Annotated in this window: 14 protein-coding genes; all 14 read right to left on the reverse strand. The window is 37.8% G+C overall.

The annotated features are described in order from the left end of the window. Positions 1 to 365: 365 nt before the first annotated feature. The 14 genes from VNN39_RS08905 to VNN39_RS08970 all read right to left on the reverse strand — a co-directional run bounded on the left by VNN39_RS08905 (position 366) and on the right by VNN39_RS08970 (position 18,454). The gene (locus VNN39_RS08905) at positions 366 to 572 is read right to left on the reverse strand and encodes a hypothetical protein (protein WP_252175872.1); all 207 of its coding nucleotides are present in this window, start codon (positions 570 to 572) and stop codon (positions 366 to 368) included. 73 nt (positions 573 to 645) lie between these two features. Beyond that, entirely contained in the window at positions 646 to 3,402 is a 2,757-nt protein-coding gene (locus tag VNN39_RS08910; RefSeq protein ID WP_338997513.1) for a cation-transporting P-type ATPase, read from the reverse strand. Between the two features lie 367 nt (positions 3,403 to 3,769). Then, positions 3,770 to 4,351 (reverse strand): transglycosylase, encoded by a 582-nt coding sequence (locus VNN39_RS08915; RefSeq protein ID WP_339007068.1) that lies wholly within the window; start codon positions 4,349 to 4,351, stop codon positions 3,770 to 3,772. A gap of 2,560 nt (positions 4,352 to 6,911) precedes the next feature. Beyond that, entirely contained in the window at positions 6,912 to 7,979 is a 1,068-nt protein-coding gene (locus VNN39_RS08920) for an ABC transporter substrate-binding protein (protein ID WP_338997514.1), read from the reverse strand. 15 nt (positions 7,980 to 7,994) lie between these two features. Then, entirely contained in the window at positions 7,995 to 8,795 is an 801-nt protein-coding gene (locus VNN39_RS08925; RefSeq protein WP_017370221.1) for an ABC transporter permease, read from the reverse strand. Further along, positions 8,795 to 9,589: an ABC transporter permease gene (locus VNN39_RS08930; protein WP_017370222.1), complete on the reverse strand. Its 795-nt coding sequence runs from the start codon at positions 9,587 to 9,589 to the stop codon at positions 8,795 to 8,797. The genes VNN39_RS08925 and VNN39_RS08930 overlap by 1 nt, the downstream gene beginning before the upstream one ends. After that, a complete protein-coding gene (locus VNN39_RS08935; protein WP_339007070.1) occupies positions 9,586 to 10,857 on the reverse strand; it encodes an ABC transporter ATP-binding protein in 1,272 nt (423 codons plus the stop codon). Before VNN39_RS08935 ends, VNN39_RS08930 begins: the two co-directional genes overlap by 4 nt. Positions 10,858 to 11,690: 833 nt before the next feature. Continuing rightward, positions 11,691 to 12,593 (reverse strand): HAD family hydrolase, encoded by a 903-nt coding sequence (locus VNN39_RS08940; RefSeq protein WP_086582521.1) that lies wholly within the window; start codon positions 12,591 to 12,593, stop codon positions 11,691 to 11,693. A gap of 12 nt (positions 12,594 to 12,605) precedes the next feature. After that, positions 12,606 to 13,514 carry a UDP-N-acetylmuramate dehydrogenase gene (murB, locus tag VNN39_RS08945; protein WP_338997515.1) on the reverse strand — a complete coding sequence of 303 codons (909 nt, stop codon included), beginning with the start codon at positions 13,512 to 13,514 and terminating at the stop codon, positions 12,606 to 12,608. Positions 13,515 to 13,663: 149 nt separating this feature from the next. Further along, a complete protein-coding gene (locus VNN39_RS08950) occupies positions 13,664 to 14,569 on the reverse strand; it encodes an RluA family pseudouridine synthase (RefSeq protein WP_338997517.1) in 906 nt (301 codons plus the stop codon). After that, positions 14,570 to 15,022: a signal peptidase II gene (gene lspA, locus VNN39_RS08955; RefSeq protein WP_096368334.1), complete on the reverse strand. Its 453-nt coding sequence runs from the start codon at positions 15,020 to 15,022 to the stop codon at positions 14,570 to 14,572. Positions 15,023 to 15,164: 142 nt separating this feature from the next. Further along, a complete protein-coding gene (locus tag VNN39_RS08960) occupies positions 15,165 to 16,379 on the reverse strand; it encodes an ArgE/DapE family deacylase (RefSeq protein WP_339007072.1) in 1,215 nt (404 codons plus the stop codon). A 104-nt stretch (positions 16,380 to 16,483) separates the two neighbouring features. Then, complete coding sequence (locus VNN39_RS08965) at positions 16,484 to 17,977, reverse strand: helix-turn-helix domain-containing protein (protein ID WP_165711649.1); 1,494 nt, start codon at positions 17,975 to 17,977, stop codon at positions 16,484 to 16,486. Positions 17,978 to 18,049: 72 nt separating this feature from the next. Then, positions 18,050 to 18,454, reverse strand: coding sequence for an ArsC/Spx/MgsR family protein (locus VNN39_RS08970; RefSeq protein ID WP_338997520.1), 405 nt, complete (start codon positions 18,452 to 18,454; stop codon positions 18,050 to 18,052). Between the last annotated feature and the right edge of the window lie 22 nt (positions 18,455 to 18,476).

Here is an 18,476-nt window from a genome sequence, read left to right on the forward strand (position 1 = left end):
CTTTAGAGATAAACTTTCTATCGTGTTCAATAAAAAATAAGTATCTTCTTTCAATTTATTTAAATCTATAGGAAAATCAGTCATCCATTTTTTCCCACGTATAATCACAATTAAACCAAGAAGGAACCTGAGTAAATATCTAAAGTATCCTCGAGGAAATTGGCTCTGATTCCCGCTGAAATAAAGGTAGGATTCCACGAAAACACCAATCCCTAAAAAGATAAAAGCAGCAATCAAAATAGCAAACCAAACTTTACGGACTCGTAATCTTGATACTGCTTGACTTTATATAAGAAACAATTGCTCTTTTTCTATATCAAAAAAGCTGAAGCAATATAAACATTGCTTCAGCTTTTTAGTCAGATTTATTTTCTCCCACGCATCACATACCCACACACAAAGCCAATCAAGCCTACAGCGATAATACCATAGAACATAGGAATATCAATGTTAAAGAAAAGCATGTTAACACGAACAGATGAGAAATTAAGAACCGCAAAAATTACGATGAGCAAAAGAATCAAGAGAACTAAGATTCTTTTTGGTGTAAAAAAACTTTTTACTTTTTCCATGTGTATACTTCCTTCCAGGGATTACTATATTTTTATTTTAGCATATTATAGTTACACATCTCAAAAGTTCTCCTTACCAAATTTTCACTTTAAAGATTTCTTTGATACCTGATAGGATAAATGTTGGTAAGGCCGGCACAAAGAGTACAAGAAGATAAACAGGTAAGCTCAATGGTGCAGTTCCCATGACAACATTAAAGAATGGAATTATCGTCACTAAAAATGAGGAGATACCTGCAAAGACAACAGCAAGGACTAAACGTGGATTGCCGAATGGATTTCTTCTGAAGAGAGTTTGTGAACTTCTTGCATCAAAAACATGCCATAATTGCCCATAAACGAGGGTTAAGAAGGCCACCGTTTGTGCTTCATTACTTGACATGCCCTGTTTTGCTGCCCAAACAAAGGCTACAAAGACCATCAAGCCCATAATTGTACCTCGGATCAAGACTCTTGACCATGTGTAATTGGCTAGGACAGATTCTTGAGGGTCACGTGGTTTTTCGTTCATAATGTCTGACTCAGCGACATCATATCCCAGAGCGAAAGATGGCACCGCATCACTGACCATATTGACCCAGAGGACCATTAAGGCTGTTAAAGTTGGTGTGGTATAGTCAACATTCCCAATACTTACAGTAAAGAAAAGTAAGCCTAAGATCAAGGAAAGTACTTCTGCGACGTTGGTCGTTAATTCATGACGGATAAAGTTCTTAATATTGGCATAGATAGTTCTACCATTTTCGACTGTTTTTTCAATCGTCGTAAACTTATCATCAAGCAATATCAAGTCAGCAGAATCCTTGGTTACTTCAGTTCCTGCGATTCCCATGGCAATTCCAATATCGGCTGCTCTCAGAGCTGGCGCATCATTAACACCATCTCCTGTCATGCCCACAACTTCCCCGTGCTTTTGAAGTTGCTTCACTATTCTTTGCTTGTGTTCAGGGGAAACACGCGCATAGACATTCGTTGTTTTAACGACAGCATAGAGCTCTTCATCTGTCATTTCTTCAATTTCGATACCTTTGATGACTTTAGCCTCTTTGGATTTTACAATGCCAAGTTTATAAGCAATAGCACGAGCTGTATTTTCGTGGTCGCCTGTAATCATAACGACTTCGACGCTGGCATCTTGCAATGTTTTAACAGAGGCTTTGACTTCTTCACGGGCAGGGTCAATAATCCCTGCAACCCCCGTCAAGATAATATCTTTTTCTAGATCTTCTAACTGACCTTGTTCTGCTTCTTCCTTACTGAGGAGACGGTAACCTACCGCCAAAGTACGTAAGGCTTCATTGGCATAGTCATTTACAGTCGTGATAAATTTTTGCTTTTCACTTTCTTCGGTATTTAATTCACCATCAATCAAAAGGGCACGGCTTTTCTCAACCAAAACATCTGGCGCTCCTTTGATATAGAGAAGATAGTTATCACCTTTTTTAACAATGACACTCATTGTTTTACGATCGCTGGTAAAAGGCAGTGTCCGGATGAGCTCATGTGATTCTAAAAGTTGAGTTTTTGTACGGCCAGCTTTTTGCCCTAAAACAGTCAAGGCAATTTCAGTTGGATTACCAAAGGGCACGAATTTCCCTTCGACTTCTTTGAGAGCAGACTCGTTACACAAAAGTGCACCTGCAATAAAGGCTGAATATGACGACTCTCGCTCTGCATCAGAAAGGCTGCGAATTTCACCTTCTGGAGTATAGCCCAGACCAGAAACTTCATAGTATTGACCGTTTGTATAGAAATGTGTAACAGTCATTTCATTTTTGGTAAGTGTTCCTGTTTTATCTGAACAGATGTAGGAAGTACTTCCTAATGTTTCCACACTGTTTAGCGACTTGATAAGCCCCTTGTTCTTCGCCATTTTGGCAGCGCCAATCGTTAAGACAATCGAAAGCACAGCAGGTAGAGCATCCGGTATAGAGGCTACAGCTAAGGCGATTGAGGTTGATAAAACAGATGTAATTGATGCTATGCTTAATTCGCCAGCTTGGATGATACCCACTACGAGAGTAAAGGCAACGATACCAGCTGAAACTTGCATCAAGGTTTTGGTTAACTTATGAACTGTATTTTGCAGTGGCGACGTCCTGTTTTCAACTGCTTGAATCAGCTTGGCAATTTTACCAAGTTCAGTATGTTCCCCAACAGCCACAACGATCCCTAAACCTTGTCCACCAGAAACGCTTGAACCAGAGAAGCCCATATTATGACGATCACCTAGCTCTGTCGTCTCGAGAATAGCATCTGTGTGCTTGCTAATCGCATCTGCTTCGCCAGTCAAATGCGATTCGATAACTTGGAGCTCATTGGTTTCAATCCAGCGGACATCTGCTTCGACAAAGTCGCCAATCGAGGCTTTTACGATATCCCCTGTGACGAGCTCTGTTGAAAGTATTTTTTCAAACTGACCATTTCGTAACACAGTAACATAACGATTATTCATCTCTTTTAAGGCGTTCAAACTCTTACGTGCACTAATTTCTTGATAAAAGCCTAAAAAGGCATTTATGATAATTAAGATTAAGATAGCAATCGCCTCATACAGTGCTTCCATCCCATGTTTACTATCATTTTGAAATTGAAAAGCGTAGTAAGAACTAGCAAAAGATAGGGCTACTGCACCAAGCAAAACGATAACGATAGGTTCTTTGAAACTTTTGAGGAACGTAGCTAAATATGATTCTTCCTCTTCATCTGGAAGTTTATTTTCTCCATGAAGCTCTCTTTGCTTCAATATTTGTTCATGATTTAAGCCAGTCTTAGTGTCAACTAAAAACTCCTCAATAACTTCTTCTTTTGCTTTTTTATAAAATTCCAAAAGCTTCCTCCTTATATTTTCGACAGTTAGGCTTCACTTCATTTTTTCCAAAGGCGTAGCAATCGAAAGAAAAAATGTAAACAAAAAGGGCGCAAGCTATCAAAAAATCTCCTCCTTACCCTCGGAGGAAATCTCTTGAAGCTTGCGCCCAACCTATATTGTCTCTTTAATTGTTATGAATTTAGTATGTTTTACTAAATCTACTCTTTTATTATAACATATAATTTTAAATTTTTTAAGAGTTTTTTTGATTTTTTGATTTTTAAAAAGGTTAAAGGCAAAACAAAAAGGCCTTCACTGTTTGTGATAGCCTTGAATGTTTAATCTTAGTTAAGCACTCCAGGAAGCGAATATAGATCCATTTCCTTTAGTTATAAACAACCCAGCTTCCTGCAGGGAGTTTACTTGCCATTTCGATTTGTTCAGCAAGAGTCATGCCAGCGTATTTACCGTGACCTAACAATTGGAACGCACCGTATGCACCTGAGCTTGCATTTGCAACATCTGCACGTCCATTAGACTCATGTTCAATAATATATGCCCATTCACTTGCAGAATATCCTGCTGCATTGGCAGTATTAGAAACCATGTAGTTGGCAAGGGCTTCGATATTTACTTGACCAGAAGTTTGACCTAAGTCAAGTCCTGATACAGATTGTGCTACTTTAGATTTAGCAGGTTGTGTTTCAACTTTTTTGGCAGTTGTAGGAGTTACTGAAGCTTTTCCTAACAAAATGTTGTTAACTTCTGTTTGTACGTCTTCAAAGTCAAAACCTTTGTTTGTCAACATTGTGACACGCTCTTGACCTGTACCGTAGTTACCGTTAATAACTTCAATTGCAACATCATGTGTAGTTTGTTTTGGTGTGTCCGCGTGGGCCATACCAGTACCGATAAACATGAATGAAGCAATAACACCAGTTGAAATAGCAACTTTACTGAATTTCATTTAGACCTTTCAATTTCGCCACTAAGAATATTCCATAGAGTTAAAGCTCAATTACGAACCCCCGTATATACTCTATCATCATGGTTACTTCCCATACACATCATAAAGTCTTGAACGCTTGTGTAGGATTACCGTCAGCAGTTTAACGTCATTGCACGCTATGGACGTTTGTTATAAAGGAACTTTCAAATCTCTGCTGTATGCGAAATTACAAATCTTTGAAAGCTCACGGTTTAAAATGTATAAGTTCACTCAGAAAAAAATAAATTTTCAAAGTTAAATTCATTTCCTTCATGAAGGACTCATTATATGACCTCTACCTTAAACTTAACTTAAAATATCAAAGTTAAAAAAAGAAAACGAAAACATTTGTAAACAAAATATTCAGAAAATTTATTATACAAAAAGAAAAAAACGTATAATAAAACCCCCTATTTAATGCGATTTTTATTTCATAAGAAAATAATAGAGTACTTTTTGTATTTAAATACATTAATTTTTTTTACCAATAAAATTAAGTAATTTTCTTCTTCATTTTAAGTTTAAGTTAAGAAAAAGATAATTTTAGGTTTTTTTCTTAATAAAAATTAAGGAGAAATCGCTCCTATTTTCATTCTTTTATTTTCATATTTTTTTCTACTATATAGCGGGTATAGAACAGTCTTATGGCTCATTTTCATTGGTATTTGAGCCCATCATTCTGAGTTTTTCTTTTTGTATCGTGAGAAACAGTTAACAGAAAGAATATACTTCTTGTTCATTTTTCTGAATAATTTTCTTAAAATACCGTTATTGGTAATTATTCTAATCTTGAACAAATTATTATGCGATTTTTTCTCATAATGTTTCTTGTTCTCTTCTTCATAAAATTTTTACTGGTTTTTATACATTTGATCTTCTTATTTTCTAAATTTTGTTTTTACTGAAAAATATCAGCTCTCTGCTCTTTTTATTACCTTATATAACATTATGATGACGTTTTGTGATTTACATAGAAAAACTCCACATCTGCGGGCCAAGAACCAAAGCACAGATATGGAGCGATCAAATAAAGGTGTATACTGAAATAAAGGATTCAGTATTTACCTTATCTATATTATAACACTAAAGTAAGCGTTAACAAATAGAGTTGCAACTGTCACAAGGGCATGAGCAAAGCAAAAATCCCCCTATGGAGAAAGGGGGACATCAAGGTTATATCCATGGGTTGGATATTTATTATGAAAAATCAAAATTATACTAGGGTTTGAATATAATTAGGACATTATCAATTTTAGCATTGTCTCCCTGAAAATAAAAATAATAATCAAGGAAGTTTAGAATACTAAATCTTTTAAAAAACAAAGACATACTTAACTTTCCTTCTATATATATATAAAATATACAAAGCCCAAAAATGGGAGAATCAAAAAGCAATGTACGATGAGTATATGGGAAATAAAAACCACACTGGCAAGGTATGGTTTTGTGATATGTAATAAAATTGCGTTGCATTTTTTTATTTTGCCTTATTTAATATAACATAGATTGGTGGACCAGTTGTTGACTTATGATGACAACAAAGTCTACGTAAAATAGAGTATGCGATGAACACTTTATTTATGGGCAAAGGTTCTTGATATTATTTTATATCTCAAATTTTGAACTCGTCCTTTACTAACATCATACACCGAAACAAAATCTTACGTTATACCTGTGAGATACGCTTTAACAAGTCACTCGTCCTAATGTTAATCTAGCAAACTATTAATGATTTCTACTTCTGTACAAAATTTCTATGATAGAATTAAAAAATTTATTTAATCAAGCTATCCCTAGACTTTTTAATTCCCCTACCGCTATATTAGTCAATTTTAAAGTGGTATAATTGGTATAGGCAGATTACTAATAATATAATTACTGCATACATCCAACCGTCGTCTCCTGCCTAGACGACTTTTTATTTTTAGCTTAACATAATCATTAATATGTCTAATTTTGGTCTATACAAGTTCTTTTAAAATACTATAATATAGATAAACATCATATCTGAGCTCACTTTTGTGGGCTTTTTACGAACAATAGACAGTCTTTTTTATTTTCTTCATTTTATTTCTGTTTAAATCTATAGTTATTTTCTATGAAGCACTTAGTAAGATATTGACTCATTTACACTTTGGAGGCTTCACTTGTATAATTTTTATTATTTTGAAGCTAAAGCAGATATTTATGGGAGACATTTTATCCATAAGGATACTTGTATCTATCTCCCTGATTCAGAAAGTATAACTGTAATTAGCTATGATGATTCTGAAACCACTGCTTTAGCTACTGTACAAAGAAGATATAAAAAAGAAGTATTTTATCCTTGCACATTTTGTTGCAACTCAACAAAATGTAATTAACTGGAGTCCCCCTTTTATTTTTTCTTTAATGGCTATAATCAAAGGTTGCTTTACGATCGGTAACCACATTTATAAGTTATTTTATTTGTGATATTGCTTCTTTGTTTAACTGTAAACATTAATATTTTTGGCACAACGAAATAAAAACAGCTCAACCACAAAGGCTAGAGCTGTTTTTATTTATTCATCTTAAACTGAAGATACAAATCATTATAAACACCCGTCCAATATGGACTGAGGTTAACATAAGCTTCATCTTCTTTTATCAGAGCTTCATCAGGATAATAAGACTTGTCTTCACGAACTTCTGCTGGCAAGAGTGCTTCTGCTTTAACGTTAGGTGTTGAATAGCCAACATATTCGGCATTGGCCGCTGCATTTTCTGGTTCTTGCATGAAGTTAATAAAGGCATAGGCCGCTTTAGTATTTTTACTTGTTTTTGGGATAGCCAAGTTATCATACCAAATGTTTGTTCGGGCAGGGACCACATAGTGTAAATGTTCATTGCTTGAAGTCATTTCGGAAGCTTGTCCACTATAAACGACAGATAACGGTGTTTCGTTATTAATCATATAACTCATGATTTCGTCTCCGAGAATAGCTTTAACATTGGGTGTGAGCTGTAGGAGCTTGTCATAAGCACGATTAATCTCTGACTGGTTCGTCGTATTCACAGAGTTTCCTGTAGCGATTAAGCCCATACCCATCACATCTCGACTACTGTCTGTGAGGAGGATCGAATTTCTGTAGTCTTTAGACCAAAGGTCTTCCCATTTTGTGGGTGGCTGAGTGATGTATTTATCATTATATACAATCCCCAAAGTCCCCCAAAAATAAGGCACAGAATAAGTATTTTTAGGGTCAAATGCCGCATCCAAAAGCTTCGGATTATCATAATTAAGATTTTTAATCTTGGTGTGATCTAAAGGAAGCAAAAGATTTTCTTTGGCCATTTTTTGCACCATGTATTCGCTGGGCACAACAATATCATAAGCGGTACCGCCTTGTTTAACTTTAGAATACATGGCTTCATTGGAGTCAAATGTCACATAATTAACCTTATAGCCGGACTCTTTTTCAAACTTTTTGAGAAGCTGCGGATCGATATATTCGCCCCAGTTAAAAATCGTCAAGCTATTGGTAGAGGTTGAAACACCTGTCGCAGCGGACATCCGCCAAGCTGTAACCCCAAGAAGGACAGTAATTGCTAAAATCCCTGACAAGAAATAGATTAATTTTTTCAAGATAACCGTCCTTTCTTAAGTAATATTTGGCGTTTTTCCGGCAGTATCTGATTCTCTCATGATTATATAATACCCTATAACCAGTAAGATTGAGAAAAGAAATACAATTGCGGATAGTGCATTGATCTCAAGGGAGATTCCTGCACGAGCACGTGAATAAATCTCGACAGACATTGTCGTAAAGTCATTTCCTGTGACAAAGAAAGTAACGGCAAAGTCATCTAAGGAATAAGTGAAGGCCATAAAGAACCCAGCGATGACACCAGGTGTCAAATAGGGCAATATCACTTCTCTTAGTGCTTGAGTCTGCGTTGCCCCCAAATCATAGGCAGCCTCAACTAAAGATTTATCCATCTCTTGGTAAAGTGGCAACACCATCAAGACAACAATCGGAATAGAAAAGGCGATGTGGCTCAACAAAACTGAGGCAAAGCCAAGTTTCATTCCGACTAAGGTAAAGAGAATCAAGAAACTTGCACCAATAACAACGTCAGGCGATACAATCAAGACATTGTTTAAGCCTAAGAAAGTCGTCTTACCCTTGGCTTTAAGATTTTCGATAAACATAGCACCAAAAGTTCCAATGATTGTGGCAATTAAAGCACTCAAGAAAGCCAAGAAAAAGGTTTGTACGACAATCAAAATTAAACGGCTATCTTGAAAAAGTTCTTTAAAGTTATCTAAGGTAAAGCCTGTAAATTGATTCATATCCCCGCCTTCGTTAAAGGCATAAAAAATCAAGAAAAAGATTGGAGCATAAAGGATAAAGAGCACGAAGCCCAGATAGATTTTTCCGACACGGTTTTTACTACGCATTAGCTACCCACCTTTCTTTCTCTTGTCACTAACATAATAATCATCATCGCAAAAACTAAGATGATGGCAATGGTTGAACCCATGCCCCAGTTTTGGGTGGTGAGGAAATGTTCTTCAACTGCAGTACCTAGTGTTATCACTTTATTTCCGCCAATCAAGCGTGTCAGCATGAAAAGTGACAAGCTTGGAATGAAAACTGCTTGGACACCTGAGCGTACACCATTGAGTGATAAAGGCCAAACCACATGAATAAAGGTTTGCCACCGCGTTGCGCCTAAATCATAACTGGCTAAGACGAGGTTTTCATCCAAATCCTCAAGGGCATTAAAAATAGGCAACACCATGAACGGGATAGAAATATAGGTTGCAACAAAGATAAAGCTAAAGTCTGTAAACAATATCTGTGGACGGCCAAGTCCGATAAATTGTAAGAAACTATTCACAGAGCCATACTTCCCGAAGATACCAATGAAAGCATAAGCTTTCAGTAGTAAATTTACCCAAGTGGGCAAGATAATTAACATCAAGAGAAGCTGCTTGTGCTTGAGTTTCGTTAACACATAGGACACAGGAAAGCTAATCAAAAGTGTAACGGCTGTAATGATGAGGGCATAGAGGATTGAATTCCAAGTCATCATCAGATAAGTTGAGCTTGTAAAATACTGGCTGTAGTTAGAAAAGGTAAACTGTCCTTGAATGTTGAAGAAAGATTGCCAAAGTAAGAGGATAAGAGGTGCTACTACGAACAGTCCAACCCACAGGAAGTAGGGGACAGAGAAGAGTCTTTTGGTCATTCTTCTTCCTCACTTTCTCCGTTTTCTTGCTTATGCAAAATATCGTTTACAGCTTGCGCCAGCTCAGTCAAGTCCATTGTATTTTCCAAGGCTTCCTGAACAGCATCCATGATGGCTGCCTCTTCTTCCGCAGCTTCTTCTTCGACCGCATTAGCGATACCGATAGTTTGCTCTTCTTCCTCAACATACTCTTCGATACGCGCATCAAATTCTTCTTCGGTCTCATCAAGACGCATAATGTGTATAGCTTCAGGCTCAAAGTTTAAACCAACCGTTTCTCCAACCAAGGCCTTGTGGGTGGAGTGAATCAGCCATTCGTTACCAAAATCATCATAAGCCACAATCTCATAGTGCACTCCACGGAAGAGTTGTGTATCAACTTTCACATTGAATTTTCCTTCATCAGGCAGGGTAAACTCAATATCTTCAGGACGAATGACCACCTCAATCGGCTCATTAGGCCGCATCCCACCATCGACAGCTTCAAATTGTTGGCCGTTGAACTCGACAAGATAGTCCTCAATCATGCGGCCATTGATAATATTTGATTTACCAATAAACTCGGCTACAAAATGGTTAATCGGTTCGTCATATATATCGGTTGGTGTGCCTGACTGAACGATTTCCCCCTCATTCATAATGAAGATCCAGTCGGACATAGCCAAAGCTTCTTCCTGATCATGGGTCACAAAAATAAAAGTGATACCCAAGCTTTGTTGCAACTCACGCAGTTCATATTGCATATCCTTACGGAGCTTCATATCCAAAGCCGACAGGGATTCATCCAGTAAGAGAACTTTGGGACGGTCAATAATGGCACGTGCAATAGCAACACGTTGTTTCTGTCCCCCAGAGAGTTTACTGATGGCACGTTTCTCGAAGCCTTCTAGTTGCACAAGCTTAAGTGACTCAGAAACACGTTGTGCGATTTCTGATTTGTTCACCCCCTTGATTTTCAAAGCAAAAGCCACATTATCAAAGACCGTCATATTCGGGAATAATGCGTAAGATTGAAAAATCGTATGCACGTCACGCTTGTTTGTCGGGACATCATTGATACGCTGACCGTCTAGCAAAATATCTCCAGATGTGGCATCTAGAAGTCCAGCAATAATATTTAAAATCGTTGATTTACCTGAACCAGAAGCACCCAGTAAGGTATAGAACTTGCCCTCTTCAATCTCGAAAGTAATGTCTTTGAGCACTGTCGTACCACTATCTTCATAGGTTTTCGTTACATTTTTAAATTCAATGATATTTTTGGTCATGATTTTTATCCTTCGTCTTGGATTTAGAGTTTTATTGTTGGCAACCAACACCGGAATCTCAAAACCGGTTGAAAAAAATAAGTTTTCGTTATTTACAAAGAGAGCTAAAAGTGAGCTAGCTGATGGTTAATACCAACAGCATATTATGACGTCAAAAATCAAAAACGATATTTTTTTGGTTTTTGACTAATGAGATGCTCAGGAAAGACCCTATAGGACTTTCCGTCCATCATTAGCGCCTTCAGGCGCAATGATGGTAGCATATCAAAAAATCCAAGTGTACACACACTTGGATTCACATTCAATCTTTGATTACATATAAAAAGCAGTCTTACTGCGGAGAGACCGAGTAGTCAACTTTTAGTACTCTTATTGATGCGCGCAAGCGTGTTTCTTGGGTGGAGTATGAAGCTCCATAAGCAAAATGATTTGCTTAATCAATAAGGCAATAAAATTGCCAATCGGCTGTGACTCTGGCTGTCCGTATGGCCTTAGTTTTCGCTTGCTTACAGCAAAAACGAGTCCTATTTTCTGCTGAGCAGAAACTTTTATAATTATAACGTAAATTTTATGTCAATGCAAGAGTGAATTTACTCTTTTCCTGGAGATTAGGCAAGATTTCATAGAGCTTGCCGTCTAGCATTTAGTGGCTTTAGCTACAAATGCTAGTAGCGAATTATGATAGGAAAAATCAAAAACAGTCATTTTTTGAATTTGACTTAATAAGGCGCTTAAGCAAGGCTCCATAGAGCTTGCCGTCTAGCATTTAGTGGCTTTAGCTACAAATGCTAGTAGCGAATTAAAAAATCAGAGACTTCTCTGATTTCATTTTTTTATTTGTATCCTTTTAAAGTCAGGAATTCGACCTGTTTTTTACTTAATTCTAGCATATCAGCTACCGCTTCTAAGTCAAATTTCCCTGTAGACAAAAGGCGCTCTGCTGCGAGGTTTACACCAGACTTAATACCCAACTCAAGGACAGGATTTGTCTTGTCATTAGAATCCATGATGTACTTGTTATCTGGAAGATCAAAAAGAACTTTTACGGCACCAAAGAGTTGCTCAAAAGAATCAATTTCGACGTCGTGTACTTTTTCACCTTGTGAAATACTGCGTCCGCGGTGATTAAACCACATTGTTTTCCAGCCACCGTTGTGACCGCCCATAACATCATTGTCGTAAGAGTCCCCTACATACAAAGTTGTCTCAGGATTCATGCCAAATTGTTGCGCAGCCAAGTTAAAGATTTCTTTTTCTGGTTTTTGGAAACCAGTTGCTTGCGAAACAATCACATGACTTGGTTCAACATAATCATACAAACCAAGTTTACGTACTTTTTTCAGCTGATGTTCTGTTGGACCATTAGTAATCACACCTACTGGAATATTACGTTTTTTCAGAAAATCAAGTGTCAAACGCATTTCATCAAGCATCGTGATATTTTCCAATTCGTATTCATAAATTTCTTGGAAATAATCTCCGGTAGCACGTGAAATTTCAGGATAGCCTAAATCTTTAAGTGTTTCATTTGTACGATAAAAACGGAAATACTCAATATCCCACTCGCCCGCAATTACTTTTGGGAAACCAAGGTCTGAATAGTGACGGTAGCGAATGTAAGCTTTGTTCATGTCGGTCATGTCAAAGTCTGGGAAGACTTTCGAAATGGCACGTCTGAATGGTGCTTGCTGGTCATAAATTGTATCGTCAACGTCAAAAACTATTGCATTAATCATTTTTCTTTGTTTTTATCTTTCTAATTTCTCACCGATAATACGGACTTCTGCTTCTAGAGTTAATCCAGAATTTTCCTTCACATGCTCAATGACATAAGCAATCAAATTTTCGTAATCTGTAGCTGTACCCTGATCGACATTAACCATAAAGCCAGCATGCTTTTTAGATACTTCCACACCACCGATACGGTGCCCTTGCATACCTGCCTCTTGGATAAGCTGTCCGGCGAAATGTCCGGCAGGACGTTTAAATACTGAACCACAGCTCGGATATTCGAGCGGCTGCTTACTTTCACGTAGTCCTGTTAAGCGGTCCATTTCCGCTTTGATAACTGAAGTATCACCAGCTTCAAGTTTAAACTGAGCGGATACAACAATCAAGTTCTCATCACGAATAACCGAATGACGGTATCCGAATTTCATTTCGTCTGCCTCTAATACACGAAGATGACCTTCCTGGTCAATAACAGTACAATTGAGCAAAACATGGGCAATTTCACCGTTATAGGCACCAGCATTCATAAAGACTGCTCCACCAACAGAACCCGGTATCCCACATGCAAACTCGAAGCCCGTCAAGGCATGATCAAGCGCAACATGTGTGGTGTCAATCAACTTTGCGCCTGCTTCAGCTGTGATTACATTTTTGTCTACTTTTACATGATTCATTTTTTCAAGTAAAATCACTAAGCCACGAATGCCACCATCACGAACGATTAAGTTGGATGCATTACCCAATACTGTAATTGGTGTTTCTGCTGCTCGTGCTAAGTCGAGAAGCTCGCTTAACTCTTCACTTGAAGCGGGAAAAGCAAGAAAATCTGCTGGTCCGCCAACTTTGGTGTAGGTGTAATTTGACAATGGCTCGTCATATTTGACAAGCAAATCAGGAAATTTTTCGAAATCAGATTTTTTTAGCATAGAACTATTTTACCACAAATTCATTCTAGGGCGGTAAAAATTTATAAAATAGCTGGATCGTTTTTGTTTAATAATACCACGGACTTTACAGCAGACCTAGACGTCCTGAAATCATGCAACAACTAGGGCTGGATATTAAAAAACCTGTCTTACGACAAGCCTCTTAAATTATCAAGTTGTTGAGCAAATATTTCAGGAATGTCAACCTGAAACTCAAGCAGTTCGCCCGTTGCTGGATGCTCAAAACCTAGGGTCTCAGCATGGAGAAATTGTCCCTTGTTTGGTGTTAAAGTTTTACTTGGGCCATAAAGAGGATCTCCAGCGATTGGGAAGCCAATATAAGCCATGTGTACACGTATCTGATGTGTACGCCCTGTTTCAAGCTCAAGGGCAACAAGAGTATATCCAGGGAAACGTTCCAAAACGGTAAAATGCGTTTTGGCTGGTTTTCCACCTGAAATCACAGCTTGTTTCTTACGCTCTTTAGGATTGCGACCAATCGGGGCTTCAATCGTACCTTTTTCATTTGGTAACTCGCCATGCACAAGTGCAAGATAACGGCGTTTATTTGTTTTTGCTTTGAGCTGTGCCGCTAAAGACTCATGTGCGGCATCATTTTTGGCAATCATCAGTAAACCCGAAGTATCCTTATCAATACGGTGGACAATTCCGGGGCGAATCACACCATTAATAGAAGAAAGATCTTTGATGTGGTACATAATGGCGTTGACCAATGTACCTGAAGCATGTCCCGCACTTGGATGAACAACCATTCCTTGGGGCTTGTTAATTACTGCCACATCAGAATCTTCATAAACAATATCTAAAGGAATGTCTTCAGCTTGGATATCAAGCACTTCAACTTCTGGTAATTCGTAGGCGATTGTTTCCCCTACTTTGACTTTATATTTTGCTTTTTTTACTTGCCCGTCTACCGTGACTTTCCCATCACGAATCAGCTCTGTCAATACTGAACGTGAAGCATCACTCAAGTTTGCTAAAGCCTTGTCTAAACGAAGCCCCGCATTGGGCTCGTCAATAATTACTACTGTCATTTATTCTACCTCTTTGTCTAAAATAATCGCGATAAAGAGTACTACAAAACCTATTGAAAGCAGTATATCAGCGATATTAAATATTGGAAAATTGATGAAATCCGTCTGGAACATGTCCACCACAAAAGATTGGCGCACCCGGTCAATAAAGTTCCCCAGCGCTCCTGAAATAATCAAGGTCAGTGCGATAAAGTACCAGTTTTGATTTATTTTTTTATTAAGGAAATAAAGGGCGCCTATAATCACGATCGGTGTTAAGATGAGGAAAAACCATTGTTTTCCTTCAAGCATCGACCAAGCTGCGCCTTCGTTTCGAAGATGAGTTAGGCTGAGGATACCAGGAATAAATTCCTTTTCTCCTCCCAATGGAATATTAGCAACAGTCCAACCTTTCAATAGCTGATCTGCAAGAATACCAAGAAGTATTAAGCCAAGGGAGATTATTTTTTTCATACTCTTTATTATACTATATAGAGCCAATAAAAGATAATAGAAGTTCATATAGGAAGAAAATTGAGAAAAAGTCCACAAAAAAAATAACACTTTGGCTCAAGAAAGGCTACTTGGCCAAAAGTGTTATCTCCTCCTATCCGTTTCAACTTGCAAAATATTTTTGAATCATATTTTCGTATATTTTGATAAAGTCTAAAAAGCTATCTATAAGGACATACTCGTCAACAGCATGCGCTGTAGCATTTCCGGGTCCACAAACTACAATATCAAGATTAGGATTAGCCCTTACAAACTGTGAGGCGTCCGTTCCACCAGATACACCAACTTGTGGTGCTTTCTGCTGCAGATGTTTTTCCAAAACTTCGGAAGTCACTTTTACTATTTTTGAGTCTGGACTACTTTTGACAGGGGCAACATTTTCAGTGACCTCTAAAGATAACTCTACTGCTTGCTCACGATTACATTCATCAATCAGTGCTTGAATATCTGCAATCAATTTTTCATTAGGGAATGCGGGAATGGTCCGGATTTTTACACCCATGCTTGCATTGGCCGGAACAGTATTGATCTGTTCACCACCATTAATCAAAGTCACGACTGGAATAGTTGAACCTAAAAGATCATCTTCTTCTGTAAGCTTATCAAAATATGCTTTTTGTTTATCATAAAACTTAAGTAAACCTTCGATGGCATTATGACCCAGCTCTGGCATTGAGCTATGTGCAGCCTTGCCTTTGGCATGTACCTTATAGTTGACGGAACCTTTATGGCCAATAAAGATGAGACGCATCTCCCCGTCGAACTTGGAAAGATTGAGCGGAAAAGTATCTTTCATTTGTTGCAATGTGGCGAAGTCTCCACCTGTTGGCTCACAGACAACTAAAGCTTCCATATCATCGGCATAACCAAGTTCTGCAAGCTGACCTGCTCCAAGTTCACCTTTTTCTTCACCCACAGTAGCGAGTAAGCGTACTGTCCCATTCAGAGGAACGCCACTTTCTTTGAGATTAATCATAGCTACAACGGCTGCAACAAGGCCAGACTTCATGTCTGTAGTGCCACGTCCGTACATTTTTCCCTCTTCGGTTACAGTCGCACTTAAAGGGGGATACGTCCACTTACTCTCATCTCCTAAAGACACTGTATCTTCATGTCCATCAAAACCTATCACTGGACCATTTCCGTTTCCAATCTCGGCAACCAGACTGGCGCGTCCCTCGCTGTAAGGAATTACCTTGGATGCAATATCATGCTCTTGAAGTAATTCACGCAAATAGTTCGCCACTTCTTCTTCGTTGCCATTGACTGAGTTGATTTGGACCACATCTTGTAATATTTTTATAGCATCTAAAGTCATTTTAACACCTCTTGTCGTCTTTTTTAGTACTTCTAGCTTATCACTATAGGAAAAGATATTGGGGTAAAAAAAGGCAGATGGGAAGCAACAAAAAAAGACGAATATTACTCGTCATTTTTGGTAATTAAGATATGTAGATAGTCCTCAATATCCTCGATTTCCCGTCGTGTGAGGAAAGGATGAACAATAAATAACTGCGCCGGCTTTTTCAAGCTGCCGTGCTCTCCCATAGCGCTTGTCGAAATAACGATGTCTACATTTTGTTCTTGGTCCGTTAGATTGGTGATTATTTTTAAATTATAGAGATGGCCAAATTGATTTAAAATTTGTCGGATTAATAATTTTTCAAGCATCTCGGACAAATCAGTATCAATGAAGAGAGTGATTTCTTTTTCCTGAAACTGGACGGGCATAAAGAAAGATAAAGCCAGTATATACTCGCCGATCAAATATTCTTCATTTAAAAAGAGAGTGAGTCCACTTTCTTGATAGAGCTTAGCTAGGAGTTTTTTCAAAGATTGTCGCATGACTGGGAAAAAATAAGACGAAACGTTAATTGCATGATGTCCAGACTCTGAGAAAATGATGTTTGAAAAAAGATCCGCATGCAAATGACAAGGGTAAATATACCGCAAGAACAATCTTCTTTTCTCTTCAGAGAGCTTACCCGTTTGTACTTCCATTTTTTGCACCAAACGTTCTGTAGCTTCAAAGGCGGGCGTCCCTTCAAGGACACTCCAAAAATCTGGTGCCTTATGCTCAAGACTATTGTAAATTTTGCTCTTAGTCATGGCTTCAATCAGTAAAAAATCCACTTCGTGTTTGGGAAAACCATAATTTTTATAAAATAAAGCATAAATATCCGTCTTCTCATCAATCCATTCACAAATCGAACGGTATTTCTCCCAGCCTTCTTCTAAGTTAACTGAAAAACCACGTTGATACCTGCTGAAATTTATGGCGAACATATAGGCAATCTGATAAGCTGTAAACTGATTCATCTGTAAGTCGATCTCCAGACTTATTTGCGAAATCAAGTTAAGGATTTTTTCTTTATTAACCCCTGAGAAGGGCCATTCATCACCTCGGTAAAGGCGCCAAAAGAGAATATTTAACAGTCCTCTTACTTGTTGTTCATCCCCTTGAAAAAGATATTGTTTTTTTCTCGTTACAACCTTCACACCCAGATTGGCCATCATTTGATTGGCACTTGCGATGCGCTTTTTAATCAGAGATTCGCTGACAAAGTTTTCCATAGCCAGACGTGCTAGATTTGCATCTTTATTTAAGGCAATCGAAAAGAGAATTTTATAAATAATGATATTTTCGATAAGTTTCTGGCGAAATTTACGATAATCACGCGCATCCTTAATTTCTAAAAGATTTCCGCGCCCTTTTAATACTTTGAGATTGAGATTATCAGAGTCAAAAGACCTTATCTCATGAAGTAAACTATTAATCAAACTGGTCGTACGTTTTGTACTTATTCCCAAAGTTTTTGCCATGTCTTCGGCATCAATCCAGTCGCCCTTCTCTTTCATAAGTTCCAAAAGTTTGAGCTCCAAACTCACACTATCTTCTATCGCTGTTATTTTCATTATAAATATCCCTTACTTTTTTGAATACCCTATCTCCTTATTATAGCTCTAAATTTGTAAATATTACAGTTTTTAATCACGTAGATAACGCGGGATGAACTTTCGCATTTCAACTTCGTTATATCCTACCAACATCTTATTTTTACCAATGATAATGGGGGTAATCAAGCATTCTGGATGTTCAGTGACGAAAGAAAGGGCTTCTTTAAATGTTAGTTTATTAAGCCCAATCAAAGCTTTCAAGGTCTTCCTTGAAGATGTTCGTGATTTTTTAGTAATTTCTGCAAAACCACCTTCAGATAGAGATAAAATTTCCAGCAACTCTGTTTCCGATATTTTTTCAATACGGACATATTTTGCTTCTATCCCATAGTTCTGAAACCATGAATTTGCTTTTTGACTGGCGGTACAAGGTTTGCGGTAGTATACTCTAATCAAGGCTTCACCTACAATTCTTTCCGTTTCATGTATAGACAACTCTTCTATTTTATAATATTTA

It is taken from the genome of Lactococcus formosensis, from assembly GCF_037892375.1.
GTDB lineage: Bacteria > Bacillota > Bacilli > Lactobacillales > Streptococcaceae > Lactococcus > Lactococcus formosensis.